Annotated in this window: 16 protein-coding genes; 9 read left to right on the top strand and 7 right to left on the bottom strand. The window is 63.2% G+C overall.

Annotation, left to right across the window (positions count from 1 at the left end; translation table 11 throughout):
* Positions 1–7 precede the first annotated feature (7 nt).
* On the bottom strand, positions 8–883 hold the full coding sequence (locus tag ACLKOZ_RS01645; protein WP_436472386.1) for an NmrA/HSCARG family protein: 876 nt from the start codon (positions 881–883) through the stop codon (positions 8–10).
* A 118-nt stretch (positions 884–1,001) separates the two neighbouring features.
* Positions 1,002–2,351: a flavin monoamine oxidase family protein gene (locus ACLKOZ_RS01640; protein WP_436472385.1), complete on the bottom strand. Its 1,350-nt coding sequence runs from the start codon at positions 2,349–2,351 to the stop codon at positions 1,002–1,004.
* Between the two features lie 214 nt (positions 2,352–2,565).
* Here ACLKOZ_RS01640 and ACLKOZ_RS01635 point away from each other — a divergent pair, with 214 nt between their 5' ends.
* The 9 genes from ACLKOZ_RS01635 (at position 2,566) to ACLKOZ_RS01595 (ending at position 9,326) form a co-directional block, all read left to right on the top strand.
* Complete coding sequence (locus ACLKOZ_RS01635; RefSeq protein WP_337350154.1) at positions 2,566–3,291, top strand: hemerythrin domain-containing protein; 726 nt, start codon at positions 2,566–2,568, stop codon at positions 3,289–3,291.
* Positions 3,292–3,416: 125 nt separating this feature from the next.
* Positions 3,417–3,992 carry an HNH endonuclease gene (locus ACLKOZ_RS01630; protein ID WP_436472384.1) on the top strand — a complete coding sequence of 192 codons (576 nt, stop codon included), beginning with the start codon at positions 3,417–3,419 and terminating at the stop codon, positions 3,990–3,992.
* A 114-nt stretch (positions 3,993–4,106) separates the two neighbouring features.
* Positions 4,107–4,451: a hypothetical protein gene (locus ACLKOZ_RS01625; RefSeq protein WP_337350156.1), complete on the top strand. Its 345-nt coding sequence runs from the start codon at positions 4,107–4,109 to the stop codon at positions 4,449–4,451.
* Positions 4,452–4,617: 166 nt separating this feature from the next.
* On the top strand, positions 4,618–5,142 hold the full coding sequence (locus ACLKOZ_RS01620; protein ID WP_337350157.1) for a hypothetical protein: 525 nt from the start codon (positions 4,618–4,620) through the stop codon (positions 5,140–5,142).
* Positions 5,143–5,157: 15 nt separating this feature from the next.
* Complete coding sequence (locus ACLKOZ_RS01615; protein WP_337350158.1) at positions 5,158–5,409, top strand: hypothetical protein; 252 nt, start codon at positions 5,158–5,160, stop codon at positions 5,407–5,409.
* On the top strand, positions 5,406–5,837 hold the full coding sequence (locus ACLKOZ_RS01610) for a hypothetical protein (RefSeq protein ID WP_337350159.1): 432 nt from the start codon (positions 5,406–5,408) through the stop codon (positions 5,835–5,837). The genes ACLKOZ_RS01615 and ACLKOZ_RS01610 overlap by 4 nt, the downstream gene beginning before the upstream one ends.
* 76 nt (positions 5,838–5,913) lie before the next feature.
* Entirely contained in the window at positions 5,914–6,960 is a 1,047-nt protein-coding gene (locus tag ACLKOZ_RS01605) for a PDDEXK nuclease domain-containing protein (protein WP_436472383.1), read from the top strand.
* A 1,464-nt stretch (positions 6,961–8,424) separates the two neighbouring features.
* On the top strand, positions 8,425–8,898 hold the full coding sequence (locus tag ACLKOZ_RS01600) for a hypothetical protein (protein ID WP_436472382.1): 474 nt from the start codon (positions 8,425–8,427) through the stop codon (positions 8,896–8,898).
* Between the two features lie 206 nt (positions 8,899–9,104).
* Positions 9,105–9,326 carry an endonuclease domain-containing protein gene (locus tag ACLKOZ_RS01595; RefSeq protein WP_337350423.1) on the top strand — a complete coding sequence of 74 codons (222 nt, stop codon included), beginning with the start codon at positions 9,105–9,107 and terminating at the stop codon, positions 9,324–9,326.
* 371 nt (positions 9,327–9,697) lie between these two features.
* Here ACLKOZ_RS01595 and ACLKOZ_RS01590 read toward each other — a convergent pair whose 3' ends face one another.
* The 5 genes from ACLKOZ_RS01590 to ACLKOZ_RS01570 all read right to left on the bottom strand — a co-directional run bounded on the left by ACLKOZ_RS01590 (position 9,698) and on the right by ACLKOZ_RS01570 (position 12,952).
* Positions 9,698–10,564 (bottom strand): AraC family transcriptional regulator, encoded by an 867-nt coding sequence (locus ACLKOZ_RS01590; RefSeq protein WP_436472381.1) that lies wholly within the window; start codon positions 10,562–10,564, stop codon positions 9,698–9,700.
* A gap of 192 nt (positions 10,565–10,756) precedes the next feature.
* Positions 10,757–11,236: a nucleoside deaminase gene (locus tag ACLKOZ_RS01585; protein ID WP_436472380.1), complete on the bottom strand. Its 480-nt coding sequence runs from the start codon at positions 11,234–11,236 to the stop codon at positions 10,757–10,759.
* 26 nt (positions 11,237–11,262) lie between these two features.
* Positions 11,263–11,778, bottom strand: a complete 516-nt coding sequence (locus ACLKOZ_RS01580; protein WP_436472470.1) for a DUF2087 domain-containing protein — start codon at positions 11,776–11,778, stop codon at positions 11,263–11,265.
* 44 nt (positions 11,779–11,822) lie between these two features.
* On the bottom strand, positions 11,823–12,179 hold the full coding sequence (locus tag ACLKOZ_RS01575; protein ID WP_436472379.1) for an RNA polymerase sigma factor: 357 nt from the start codon (positions 12,177–12,179) through the stop codon (positions 11,823–11,825).
* 74 nt (positions 12,180–12,253) lie between these two features.
* Positions 12,254–12,952 carry a DJ-1/PfpI family protein gene (locus tag ACLKOZ_RS01570; protein ID WP_436472378.1) on the bottom strand — a complete coding sequence of 233 codons (699 nt, stop codon included), beginning with the start codon at positions 12,950–12,952 and terminating at the stop codon, positions 12,254–12,256.
* Positions 12,953–13,069 lie beyond the last annotated feature (117 nt).

The following is a 13,069-nucleotide window of genomic DNA, read 5'->3' as shown; positions in this document are numbered from 1 at the left end:
CCCCCTGCTATCTGGCCTGTTCCGCCAGCCATTCCCTAATGGTCCGGGCTTCGGGCAGGATCTCGCGGGTTGCTTCGGTGCTCATGTCGAACTGCCCTGTCCGCAGCCACCGCCACATTGTGGTGAGGTCCTTCCCCACGAACCGTTCAAAGAGCTTCTCCGGCATCGGTAACCCACGCGGTCTTCGCCCAGTCCGTTCCTGCCACATACTGCGGCACTCGTCTATTGACCGCACGTCTGATGCTAGTCCCAGCACTGCACCGCTCCACCGTTCCGGGTCGGCGAACATCCGGGCGGCGATGGCACCCAGATCGTCAACGCATAGCCAGCCCACCGGCCGGGACGGGCCCATCAGCTTTGGCATCAGATGCCAGGTGGAAAACTGCGGATAGTAACCTTTGTCCGTCATCAGTTCCATGAACGCCATGGGCCGCAGCACGGTGAGCGGCAGTCCCAGTTCGCGGAAGCGCTGGGCGATGACCAGCTTCGAATCCCAGGAGCCAACGCCTGTCAGTTGGTCGCTGACGCCTGCCGCCCCGTACACCACATGGCGTATACCGGCCGCGGCTGCAACCTCCGCCACGTTCCGGCCCTGCCGCACTTCAGCCTCGACCCCGATTGTCTGCGGGTTCTGGACATTGAAGAGCCCGTAGGCCCCTTGGAACGGCACCCGGAGAGTGCCGGGATCCTCGGTATCAGCCTGCTGAAGCTCGGCACCGAGCGAGAGCAGTGCCTGTGCAGCGGCGCTGGACGGATTCCTGGTCAGGGCACGCACCTGCCATCCGTCGTTGAGGAGATGCCGGACCGCAGCCGACCCCTGCCTGCCCGTTGCACCGATCACTGCAACTACACCGGGAGTACTCCCGCCAGAGGAAGAAGCCATGGCTTAGTATCCCACTTGGGCCGAGGGTTTGACCTGGGACGGCAGCAGTAGTCCGCGCCTCGGGCAGCAGCTGATCAGGCGTGTGGCCAGAAGCTGTCCGGATAGATGAGGACGCTGGTCACGAGAGTTCCTTGAGTATCTCGTCGGCGGCTCGACGGCCGGAGCGGATGGCACCGTCCATATAGCCGTTCCAAACCGTGGACGTTTCCGCACCTGCCCAGTGGATCCTGCCCACAGGTGCAGCGAGGGCCGGACCGTACTGGGTCCAGGCGCCCGCGCCGAGCCGCCCACCGTAGCAGCCGCGGGTGAACTCCTCAGTGCTCCAGTCCTGCTCGACGACGTCGAACGGGTGAGCCGCCTTCGGGCCGAAGTACTTCACGAGCGCAGTGATAACTAGCTCGCGGCGCTCCGCTGCGCTCATCAGGCTCGCGGTGCGGGCGTGGGCGCCCTCGAGGAAACCGACCAACACCCCGCAGGAGCCGTCGTCCGGGCTGTTGTCCAGGACGATGTTGAACGCGTCGTCGAGGCTGAGTACCGTTCCACTCAGTCCGTCCTCGCGCCAGAACGGGGCGTCGTAACCGACGTGGAGCTTGATCACAGCCCCGGCCGGCATCTGCTGGGTGAGTCCGTCGCGCAGCGCTGGCAGCGGCGGGACGTAGCGCAGCCGGCCGGCCAGCGTCTGCGGTATGGCGACGACGACGCGCTGGGCCGTGAGGCTGCCGCCGTCGTATTCGACAACTACGCCCGTCCCATCCTGGCGGATGGTCCGGACCACGGCATTGAGCCGGACCGCGTCGCCCAGTTCGGCGGACATCCGCTCGGAGATTTGGTGCGTGCCGCCGACGACGCGGCTCTCCTGGGCACCCCCTGTTATCGTCATCAGCGCCTCAAGGCTGGTGCCGGACTTGACGTAGAAGAGGAAGTGCAGGAGTGAAAGCTCCGGAGACTCGGCGGAGAACAGGACCGGCACGAGCAGGCGGAAGAACCTCAGCGCAATGTTGTCTTCGGTGTTGGCGACCAGCCATGCGTCCAGCGTCTGCCGGTCCAGGTCCTCGGCGCCATCAGTTTCCCACGGTGCCTCAATCGCGACCGTCGAGGCGAGGATCTCCAGGTTCTCCCAGAGCCGGCCGACCTCCATCGCTGACTCGGGCGGGAGGCCGAAAGTCTCGTCGGCGTTTGGAACCACGTTGCCGTCGAAGACGGTCAGGGCGTCGCCCTCGTCGAAGCTGGGGAAGGTCTCGAGGCCCAGCTCGTCGATGAGCTCGAGCACAACGTCCTGTGTCGGGCCGACCCATTGGCCGCCCATCTCCACCGGTACTCCGTTGCTGAGAAAGCCTCCCAGTGTGCGGCCGGCCACCCGGCCGCGCGCCTCCAGCACGGCAACTGTCCTACCGGCCGCAACCAGCTTGCGGGCTGCACTCAGGCCGGCCAGGCCCGCGCCCACGACGACGACATCCACAGCGTGCATCTGCGATCCTCCACATCGATCCAGCCGCATATATGACTTAGACAAGAGCTTACGACTGCTCCTGCACTACCGTCCTGGGATATTCGCTTTATCGAACAGCAAGACACGGCGCGCCACCGCTAGCCTCGGGCCATTGTGCGGCGTTAAGGGCAGGCGATACCATGCTGCCGGGGAGAGGTCTTGGTGCCGGATAACGACCGTAAGGGGCCCCCAAATGACCGACTTCTTCACCATGAATCCCGGCGAGATCGCGGCTCCCGTGCCGCCCGGGCCGGTGCTCTGCACCGGAACGGCAGGCATGCGGCGCATTCACCGCGTCTTCTTGTGGGCATACGACGAAGCGCCCGGCCTCGTGCGTTCCGCCGCGCCCGGCGACACGGCCCGCGCCGCCTACGTTGGCGAGGTGCTGGGGAACTTCGACAAGTTGCTCCACATCCACCATGAGAGCGAAGACCTGCTCATGTACCCGCAACTGGCCGAACGGGCGCCGGCGTGCGCTCTGCACGTAGAGCAGATGCTTGCCCAGCACCGGCAGGTCACACAACGGCTCGAGGTCATCGAGCCGTTGCGTCTTCGCTGGATGGAAACGGCGGACGCCGAGGCAGGCGAGGAACTCGCCGGGCTCTACGAGGATCTGTCGACTGTCCTCAACGTGCACCTGCGCCGGGAGGTCACTGAGGTGATGCCCGCCGTCGACAGGGTGATGACCCAGGAGGAGATGAAGGCAGCCGCGGAGCACGGGAGCAACCAGGTCAGCAACAAGTTCCTGGTGGGATACCTCGGGATGGTGCTGGCTACCAACCCACCGGCAGACCGGAAGGAACTGTTCAAGGAAATCCCCGCACCGGTACGCCTTGCCTACCGTCTCATCGGACGCAGGATGTACCGGAAACAGTACGCGACGCTCTTCCCGGGACGCCCGATTCCCGAAACGCTTTAGCCTGTGGGGGTGCGGCCTGACTGTTGGCAGGCCTAGGCGTCCATCGCCGTGCCAGGGCGGTACGATCTGTCTCACCGTCGGGCACTCGCTTCGTCGGCATTCCATGGTTGTGAGGGGACGACGCGATGGTTGAACTGAAGCGAATCTATTGGAGCCGGATGGCACTTCGCGGCGCGTTATTGGCGGTGACCATTTGGTTGTTCCTCACTTTTGTCTCGGCAGTCATTCCAAAGGCGGGTGGGGACATCGTGTCGGGACCGTCCTCCGGAATCGGTGTTGTGCGCGGCCTCTTCGACGGCGTCGCAGCCACAGTCATGCTCCCGGCCGTGTTCGTCGTGGTCCTCACAGTCGTTGCCGCCGTGACTAATGCCCGCGACGTCCGGCGCCGTGACCTTGCTCGGCGCTTCAGCAGGCAGCAGCGGCGTGAGGGCATGGCCCGGGCTGGCGGCCAGTGCGAGATGGAGGCGGGGTTCCGGCGCCGATGTTCACGGCCTGCCGAGCACGGCGACCACTTCTACCCGTGGTCCAAGGGCGGATCCACCAGCCTGCAGAATTTTGTCGCTGCCTGCGCGCGGTGCAACCGTGCCAAGAGCGCCAGGATTCCCTCGCCTGGCCAGCAGGAAAGAATTGAACGACGACGGCGGAACTACGTCACGCCCGATGGTTCCGTCAGCGTCGGCGAACGGCAGCCGCTCCGCTAACGGGCGGTGTCCTGCCCCGCAAATGAGCTAACCGCAGCCGCTCCAGGTCGGTGGTGGACGCAGTCCATTTCCGCATAGTCTGGCCGGGGCCACCGGCCGTCGCTACCATAAGTCATGACCAGGCAAGACCCACTGGAGTACCTCCGCCAGACCTTACAGCGCCGCCGCCAGGCTGAACACGTCGATATCGAGCAACAGCTCGAACTGGCCACCGATGTGCAGGCCACCTTCAAGGCAATGCACCAGGCGGAGCAGTCGCTGTATCAGGCTCGCCGACGTTATATCGACTCCTTCAAAAGGGCCATCCGTGCAGAATGGAAAGCACATGAACTACGGGAAGCAGGATTTCCAACGCCGAAGGTTTCGGTCCTCAAGCGAAGAATGGATTTGCGTTACCTCATGACGCCCCAAGCTGACGCTGACACTCAATCCTCGAACGGAAACACGCCGGAAACCTGAGTTGTCGCAGCCTGTCGGCAAAGACAGACTAGACAGTGCAAGCGCAGAACAGGCTCCCGGCCGCAGCGAGCCGCTTTCGTCCTGGCCCGCCGAGCAAGGGCGTCTGGGATAGGCTCGCTTGGGACCGGGGCACGCCTGGCTCCGGCTGTAAGGGGCGGGGAATTCATTGGATCTATTGGGCGGCTTGGGCCGCGACGAACTCCGCATCATTCCGTGGATTGCCGCCGCCGTCTTCGCGCTTGTGGCTGGCCTCTGGCGTCCCCGCAGGCTTCATTGGACTGCGCTTGGTTCCGTCCTGCTGTTCGCAGCCCTCAACGCGGGTGCCGGCATCTATGTCCTGAACCATTTCCGTGATTCTCGCTGGTCCGAAGGAGGGGAACCGCCGCTGACCGTCCCCTCGTTCTCCGGGACACCAATCGTGGGCCAGTATCTGGGCCCCTTGGATTCCGCGTTGAACGGCGTGGTCGGTGGCGTCAACGAGTTCCTGGCATTCAAGCAGGCGCTCCCCATAGCGCTGGACCTCCTGGCCGTGTCCGGCTGGGCCCTGCTGCTGGCGTTCCCGCTCGCCGTTGTCGCCGCCGTCGTCAGTTACGCCGTGGCTCGGCGCCGAGCTGCTGCCTTTGAAAAATACCGCGCCACCGTAGACCTGCTCAAAGAAGAGCTCGAGCAGGTCAAACGGCAGATCTCGTAAGTGAGTTTCATTGACATGGCGCCCCCTGCAGAGGACACGCGCTACGGCAGCGACACACACGACGTCGGCGCTGACTCCGCCTACCTGGAGTCAGGGATCCAGACCATCACCACCGAGAAAGCCCGGCAGGCCGCCCTGGCCCGCGGCCAGGAAGAGACGCGCAAAGCAGCCGCCGAACACGAGAAGGCCATGCAGCTGCTCGCAGCGGCCCGCGCAGAAGAACTCCAAGCACAGGTGACTCGCACTTCGCGGATCCCGCCTTCGTGAAGGCGGCCAAGGAGATGCACGAGGCCAAGCTCCTGGCCGAGGGCGGTTTCAAAGGCTCCGAGCGGATGTCACTGGAACAGCGGTACGAACGCGCCGAGAAGGACCTCTTCACCCGCATGGAAGGACTCGGCCGCGAGATCGAGAACCGCGTCACCGGCAACGACAGCAGCCGGCTCAAAGACCAGGGCCTCAAAGCAGAGACCACGTCGGCGGCCGACTACGGCTCCGCTGAGCACCACGAGAAATTCGCGGGATCCCCGGCCAATTTCCGGCGCCAACGAAAACCAGATTCGCGGCCGCCTAGCCGCGGCCCGAAGCGAGGGGACACACCCCATCGCAGCCATCACCCCGGGTTATGGCGCCGCCAAGGCCAGAAAGACCCGCAGCGGCGCAGCCATGGGGGCAGCCATGGGGGCAGAACGAGGTAAAGGCGGCCGCAGCCGGTAACCCAACGGCAAGGGGACCCGCCGTGCCATGTCCGTGGCCATCGATAGGATCGAAACCATGACTGACGCCCGTGACCTTGCCCTCCCCAACGGCTACACCGATCTCCTCGGCGAGCTTAAGAACCGTGTCCGGGCAGCCCGTATACAGGCACTTCGCACCGTGAACACCCAGCTCATTGAGCTGTACTGGTCCATCGGGAAAACCATTTTGGAACGCCAAGAGATCGAGGAATGGGGGAGTAAGGTCATGAGCCGGCTGGCCGATGATCTTCGGGCGGAATTCCCTGAGATGAAGGGCCTCTCTCGGTCCAACCTGTTCTACATGCGCGGATTCGCCGCGGCTTGGCCGGAATCAATTGTCCAACAGGCTGTTGGACAATTGCCTTGGGGTCACATCACGGTGCTGCTTGATAAACTCGACACCCTGGAGGACCGATCCTGGTACGCTTCAGCGGCCATTGAATACGGGTGGTCCCGCAACGTCCTGCTGAACATGATCATGAACAAGGCCCTGGAGCGCACCGGGGCGGCGCCCTCAAACTTGGTCCAACGGCTTGTTGGACCAGACTCGGAACTTGCGCAGCAGGTCGCCAAGGATCCCTACAACTTTGAATTCCTCGGCCTCTCCGGAGAAGTCGCGGAACGCGACCTCGAGAATGCCCTTACCAGCAGAATCACGGAGACCCTCCGTGAACTGGGTCCCGGTTTCTCCTTCGTCGGCCGCCAAGTGCACTTCGACGTTGACGGAGACGACTTCTACGTAGATCTCGTGTTTTTCCACATTGAACAATCCCGCTACGTCGTCATCGAACTCAAAACGGGTAAGTTCCAGCCCGAATACGCGGGGAAACTCAACTTCTACGTTGCCCTCGTCGACGACGTACTCCGCCGCGACTTCCACAACGAAACCGTCGGCATCCTCATCTGTGGAACGAAGAACGACCGCAGCGTCCGCTACAGCCTCGGCCGCTCCACCTCGCCTATGGCTGTTGCCGCCTACACCTACGACAAGCTTCCTATCGCTGAACAGCAAGCCCTGCCAAACGAGGGCCACCTCGTGGCCGCGCTCGACTGGGCGGAACCTGATGAAGGTTCTGAAGTCTAAAATTCGGTGCTAGTGCGCTTAATGGAGGAAAAACATTGGACAGCCAACGGCAAGATCGTCAAATAAAGGACATTTTCGACCTCATGTCCGATAAGTCGTCTACATCAAACCACATGCCCTTTTTGGGGGACGAGGGGCACGTGGTACTTGGGAGTTTTTCAGAGTCAATCTAGCGAGCGAGAGCCGGACCGGCGGTTCTCTAATTATTTTTGGCCTCCTCGGCCAAGACGATCTCGACCAACGCGCGGCATTTGATGCGGCCTTGAGCTATGCGAATGACGTTTCTTACCTCCTATCGGCTCGTTCGGCACGATCACGGTATTCGTCCGTTGCCAGCCAGACAAATGCCAGGAGCCTTCGACTGCTACAGTCTGTCGCTTGCAGATGGTCTGGTTATCTCGGATCCTGAACAGTTCTCCATTCATGCGAATCACGCGATGGACATCTGGGCCAAACGGTCTCTTCTCCCGACGGTCAGGAGGTTTTCCAGGCCGCGAAGTATCGAAGGAATCCGAAGGGTGATGGCCGCGTAAATCGTACGGAGGCAAGGAAGCAGTTGCCCGCGATTTGGCTTTGCTTTCATTAGGGAAACGCACACCAGTCTCAACTGCCTTTTTTTCGGATACCAGAACCCCATGAATACACGACCTGCCGAGAAATTTAGAATGCCTTCACAACATGTCGCTTCGAAATCTTCGCAGGAACGGGATCAGAATCGATGAGCGATTGAGGTGCTCGATGACGGCCTGGTGATTGGCGCATGGAGTGATCGAAGACCTGGTTCGGTCAAAGCATCACCCGGCTCAATCTCTCCTACTTAGCCAGGTTCGGGTACACCCCAACCTGTCGTCAGGGAGCAAGGAAAAGAGCGTCAGAATAGGGTCCGGAAGACAGTTCCTGCAGATGCCCAGCGAACAGTCTCAGACCCAAACCTGAGAGCCTGCCCCGGTCATGAGCTTCCGCAGGTGGGCGGGTTGGCAGGTGTGCAAAAGTGTGTTTCGCCATTGTCCAGAGACCGTTTGGACATGTTCCGCTGCCCACAGTCAGGGACAATCCTGATGGGTTATCCACCGCTACTGCTGCTTAGGGAGCTCCCGCAATGGCTCCCGATTCCAGCCGTGGATAACCCGGATTGACCCCAACTGTGGACTGCTCGAAATCACGCATGTAGCCCGGGGGTCAAGCACCCATGGACTACGTCGTGTCTCCCTGCGTTTGTTCGGTTGCATGGTCGTTTACCTCTTGGCTGGAGAATCGAGTACCGGGTACTCGTGCGCTTCAACCCGCAGTCACTTGTACTGGTATCTGTACTAGAGCGCTGCCCGCTTGCCGCTTCGAACATCAAGTGATCAAAGCGGATGGGGGAAATCGAATATGAAGCAGTATCGTCCATCTCAGAGCCCTTGCTGCGGCCACTACGCATCGGGGTGCTGTGGCAAGACAACTTGAAGGAGAACGGTCAGTATGACCCCTCGCGAAGCGCAAACCCCCGGCTTCCGGGTCGGAGAGCCCGTGTACGAGCCAACACCGTACGAAACTGGAGAGCGGTTGACGCCGCGCCCATGGCCTCTTGGCCCGAGGGAGAGCTACGGGAAAGTGGACTTTGATGACAGCGAGGGAAAAGTCGTCCTCACCGTCTACGTACAGCGCGAGCCCGATGAAGGTTACGTCCTGCACGTCGAGCACCTGGCCGTGCCGCTGCGGGTGGGTGGCACGCTTCTTCGCCTGAGCCCGGCGCCTCACGTTGATAGGGACGCCGCGGACTTCCGCCGGATCACCGCTGCCCGGACAGCTGCCGCGAAGGCCGAGGCCGAGCTCGACGCCGCCGTCAGCGCAGCCCGCGCGAACGGAGACTCCTGGGAGGCTATCGGTGCCGCACTTGGCACGTCCGCTCGAACTGCGCGGGAGCGGTTCGGACACACACCGGGACGACCGTGACTTCCCCCGAGGCAGGTGCGTGATGGAGGTGTGCCCCAGATGTAAGGAGTTCTACCCCTCGACGGAGTTCGTCGCTGGGAACGGGAGCCGCAGGAGGCACTGCGGCACGTGCCAGCCGGTGGTGAATCTCCACTACAACCTCAGCAAGTACGGCATCGACATCCACCTACGAAGCCATGGCCACTGCGTAGGACCACGAGTGCGCCATCTGCCGCACAGCGGAGGCGGATACATGCGAGCGTCTCCTGCTCGACCACTGCCACGTCACCGGGAAAGTGCGTCTGCTCTGCCGCAACTGCAACGCCGGACTGGCCCGCTTCAAGGACAGCCCCGCGATCCTGGGGAACGCCCATGCGTATATAGCGAACGCGCTGTGGGACGTGGGCCACGACCTCACGGACATCAAGCAGTACCTGCGTCGCTCATAGACCGGGAGCAGGCGGGGTCTTTTGGTTGGTAGCCGCCCCGTCTGCCCCCCTTTAATCCAATGGCTACCAATCAGCCCGGAATAGTCCGGACGTCTGGGAACCAACCCCGCGAGGCCTTTTTCGGTTCCAGTTGATCGGGGTCCCGGTGCTTTTGCATATCAATGCTGAGGTCTTCCCAGGACTGAATGAACTTCTGGCCGGCGGAGACCACCTTGCCCACCACGATGCCCGGAGTGACACGCCCAGGCAATCGGCCGTGGCCTTGGCGCCCTTCTTGGAGAACGCGGCCAGTGACTTCCCTCGGCCCAGGTAGCGGGCGGCCTTATCGACCCGGGCACGCTTAGCTCCACTGCCGTGCAGCGCAGTCGCCGTTAGGCGCGTTCCACGGGCAGCCACAACTCGGTGGTTGCGGTGCTGAAGTCGGCGGCGCGGTCGAGAATGGCAACGACCGACGGGCCGGGCCTCAGCCGCCAGGGGTTGGAGGGGAACCAGTCAGCGGCCGTCGCCGCCCACGTGGACTGGAGGGCCGCCGGATAGGGTCCGGTGGTGCGGAACACCGCCCAGGTGCCGGCCGGGACGTCGATCGCGTCTAGGTCCTCCGGCACCGGCGTTCCTTCGCTGACAGCAACGCCGTGCAAATAGGTCAGTTCGCTCCCCTCGGTGTAGTCGGGGTCGACGTCGGCGCTCACCTGCAACAGTCCGGCGGGCTCGGTGTTGCTCAGCGCCTTGAGGCGCAGGTGCTCCGCTTCAGGCAGCGAGGCGATGTGCGCCTGGATGTGCGGGTTGGGGCCTTCGTGAATGAGCGGCACGCGGGCCGTGTGGCCGACGAGCCGGAAGGCCGGTTGATCTGCGATGCGGGTATCCATGGTGGTGTTTCCTTCGATCGTCAGGCGGAACCTGAGCTGTGATTGTGTCCGAAGGGGGCCACCGTCCCGGCGCACGTCCGCAGGGCTGACGCCATGTACCGCACGGAAAGCCCGGTTGAATGCTTCGGTGGAGCCATAGCCGAAGCGCACCGCAGTCCCCAACAGATCGCTGCCTCCAAGGACATCGGCCGCGGCGACCGTCATGCGCCGCCGCCGAATGTACTCCGACAGCGGCATGCCGGCCAGTGACGAGAACATCCGGCGGACGTGATACTCCGTCGTGCCGAGGCCGCTGGTCAGGCCGGCGACGTCGATCTCCTCCGTGAGGTGCTCCTCGATGTAACCGAGGACTTGGTTCAGAACTGCGATCACGGTTCCCCCTTCGCATCAAGCCTCGCCCATCGACTCAACCTCACACCCAACTATTGCGGTTCGATCCGATCGAGGGCACGGCCCCCAGGAACGACGACGGCGGGAATGCCTCCCGCCGTCGTCGTTCCTTCCGTGCCGGGGAATCGCAGCCAGCGGGAGGGGTGGTGGGCGGCAGGAGTGCCGCCTGCCCTCCTACTCCGCGATGTCCTCCGCCCACAGGTCCGGGTTCTCGGACTTGAAAGTGCGCATCATGTCCACGCACCGCGGATCATCCAGGACCACCACCTCAACCCCGCGTGACCGCAGAAGCCCAAGTTCGCCGTCGAACGTACGCGCCTCCCCCACCACCACGCGGGGGATCTTGAATTGAATGATGGTCCCGGCGCACATGGCACACGGGGCGAGGGTGGTGTACAGCGTGGTGTCCCGGTAATTCTTCTGCCGGCCGGCGGCGCGGAGCGCGGACATCTCCCCGTGCGCGATCGGGTCGGCGTTTTGGACCCGTTCGTTGTGTCCGCTGGCAATGACCAGGCCGTCCCGGGCGAGCGCTGCTCCGATGGGGATGCCGCCTTCCGCCAGGCTCTTTTGGGCGGCCTGGTAGGCGGCTTCGAATGCCGAGTCGGAGGCGGCTTGTGGTTCCATCGCAGCAGGTTCGTGATGGTCGTGGGTCATGGCGTCATTCTCGCACGCGGCTGTTTCTAAGACGTGGATTCGCCGGATGGCCGGCGGTACGAGGAACCCGACGCTGTCCTCTCCAGCAATCCGAAGTCGACCAGGTAGCGGCGCAGCAGCACCACATCGTCGGCATAGTTCAGCAGCCGTTCGTTGACCTGCCGCTCGCTAAGATCCTCCCCCGGCTGGATCGCCTGCGCGACGATCCAGCCCAGGAGCTCGCGCCGGTCCGCCGGGGACGCGGGGTACCTGTCGATCCGGCCGAGGCGCAGGAAGCGGTCCACCCCTGTCTTCGGCTGGCGCTTCGGCTGCTGGGTCAGGAGCTCTCGGAAGACCGCATCCGACGCTTCCAGTCCCTTGCTCCCGGTCCATTCAGCCAGGCCGGCTTCCAGCAGGACCGCGATGGCCCTGGTGCGCCGCTGCTCCTTCACGCCGGGGAGGACCTCTTCACCGAGCACAATCTGTGCATAAGCGGTGCGCGCATCCCGGTTCGCGAGCGCCGCCATGACCCGGCGCCAGTGCGGTCCGCTCAGGCCCGGCACTCCGTTCAAGGCCACCTCCCATGGCTGCAGCGGGCACTGTGGTTCTAGCCCGGATTCTCCTCATTTGCGACCGCCTCGACCCAGTCGATGCCTTCGTCGGGGAAGTAGTGGCCCGGTTCTCCGGCCCGGTCATCCCACCATGGATCGACGCTGGCCGGTCCCCCGACGCTGGCGATCTCGGCCACCATGTCAGCCGGCACCAGGTCGCCGTTGTTCTCGATCAGCCACTCCTGCGTTGATGGCTTCAGTTTTGTCCACCACGGATCGATGCCCATAGTCGAAGTCTTCCACGCCTCATCGAGGCGGCGCCAGACAACAAGGAAAGCGTCGGCAACCACGTCTTCGGCATGATCCGGGTGGGCCCGGCGTTGAACGAACCGGATCAGGTCCGGGTGGACCACTTCACAGGTGGATCCATCCGACCAAGTGTGTCGCACCAGCAGGAAAATCTGGTTCGGGCGCGGTGCGGCTCCGGCTACGAAGAGGGCTGCGAGGCCGCCAGGGAATGAGCCGACGCTAGAACGGTCGCCATACGGAGGTTCTCCGTGGCGGCGATGATCCTTCTGACGGTCTTGGGGTCTGCCTTACTGGGCGAGCCGTGGTCGAAAGGGGGGTCCGGGTCGTACTCGATGGCCAGCTGAATCTTCCGGGCTTCGTCGTCACCAAAGAGCTCAGCTGCCAGCGTGAAGGCAAAATCGATCCCTGAGGTGACGCCGGCACCTGTGATCCGGTTTCTGTCTCGGACAACCCGTTCAGACGTCGGTTCGATGCCGAAGTGTTCGAGCATCTGAAGGGACGCCCAATGGCTGGTGGCGCGGTAGCCGGTGAGGAGACCCGCTGCGGCGAGGGTGAATGATCCTGTGCAGACGGACGTGATCCAGCGGGCACTCCGTGCTTGTACGCGTAGAAACTCGAGGGCCTTGGGGTCGTCGAACATGTCGAACGCCCCGGCGCCTCCGGGAACAAAGAGGACGTCAGCCTGGGGGCAATCTTCAAGGGTCGTCGTCGGCACGATGCACCAGCCGGCGTCAGTGATGACGGGATCCAGATCGTGCCACGCGAGGTGGACTTCGGTATCCGGGAACTTGGAGAAAACCTGAGCCGGCCCGGTGAAATCCAACTGGGTGACTCTGGGAAAGAGGAGGACAACAATTCTTAGCGGACCGGAGGGCATCCATCCAGCCTATACAGCCCGCTGCCATGATTTTCGCCGGGACATCCCGAAATGTTCGGCCCGGAAAAGAGTTCCCAGAAATGTTTCCTATTGACAGGAAAAGTTTCCGCAACCTAT

The sequence above is a fragment of the Arthrobacter sp. R4 genome, from assembly GCF_051365025.1.
Taxonomy (GTDB): Bacteria; Actinomycetota; Actinomycetes; order Actinomycetales; family Micrococcaceae; genus Arthrobacter.
This window is presented reverse-complemented; position numbering and strand designations above follow the sequence as displayed.

Excerpts from the sequence above, each read along its gene's own strand:
- ACLKOZ_RS01630 (WP_436472384.1), top strand. The coding sequence starts at position 3,417 with ATGGTTGAACTGAAGCGAATCTATTGGAGCCGGATGGCACTTCGCGGC.
- ACLKOZ_RS01615 (WP_337350158.1), top strand. The coding sequence starts at position 5,158 with ATGGCGCCCCCTGCAGAGGACACGCGCTACGGCAGCGACACACACGAC.
- ACLKOZ_RS01635 (WP_337350154.1), top strand. The coding sequence starts at position 2,566 with ATGACCGACTTCTTCACCATGAATCCCGGCGAGATCGCGGCTCCCGTG.
- ACLKOZ_RS01600 (WP_436472382.1), top strand. The coding sequence starts at position 8,425 with ATGACCCCTCGCGAAGCGCAAACCCCCGGCTTCCGGGTCGGAGAGCCC.
- ACLKOZ_RS01605 (WP_436472383.1), top strand. The coding sequence starts at position 5,914 with ATGACTGACGCCCGTGACCTTGCCCTCCCCAACGGCTACACCGATCTC.
- ACLKOZ_RS01625 (WP_337350156.1), top strand. The coding sequence starts at position 4,107 with ATGACCAGGCAAGACCCACTGGAGTACCTCCGCCAGACCTTACAGCGC.
- ACLKOZ_RS01640 (WP_436472385.1), bottom strand. The coding sequence starts at position 2,351 with ATGCACGCTGTGGATGTCGTCGTCGTGGGCGCGGGCCTGGCCGGCCTG.
- ACLKOZ_RS01570 (WP_436472378.1), bottom strand. The coding sequence starts at position 12,952 with ATGCCCTCCGGTCCGCTAAGAATTGTTGTCCTCCTCTTTCCCAGAGTC.
- ACLKOZ_RS01585 (WP_436472380.1), bottom strand. The coding sequence starts at position 11,236 with ATGACCCACGACCATCACGAACCTGCTGCGATGGAACCACAAGCCGCC.
- ACLKOZ_RS01645 (WP_436472386.1), bottom strand. The coding sequence starts at position 883 with ATGGCTTCTTCCTCTGGCGGGAGTACTCCCGGTGTAGTTGCAGTGATC.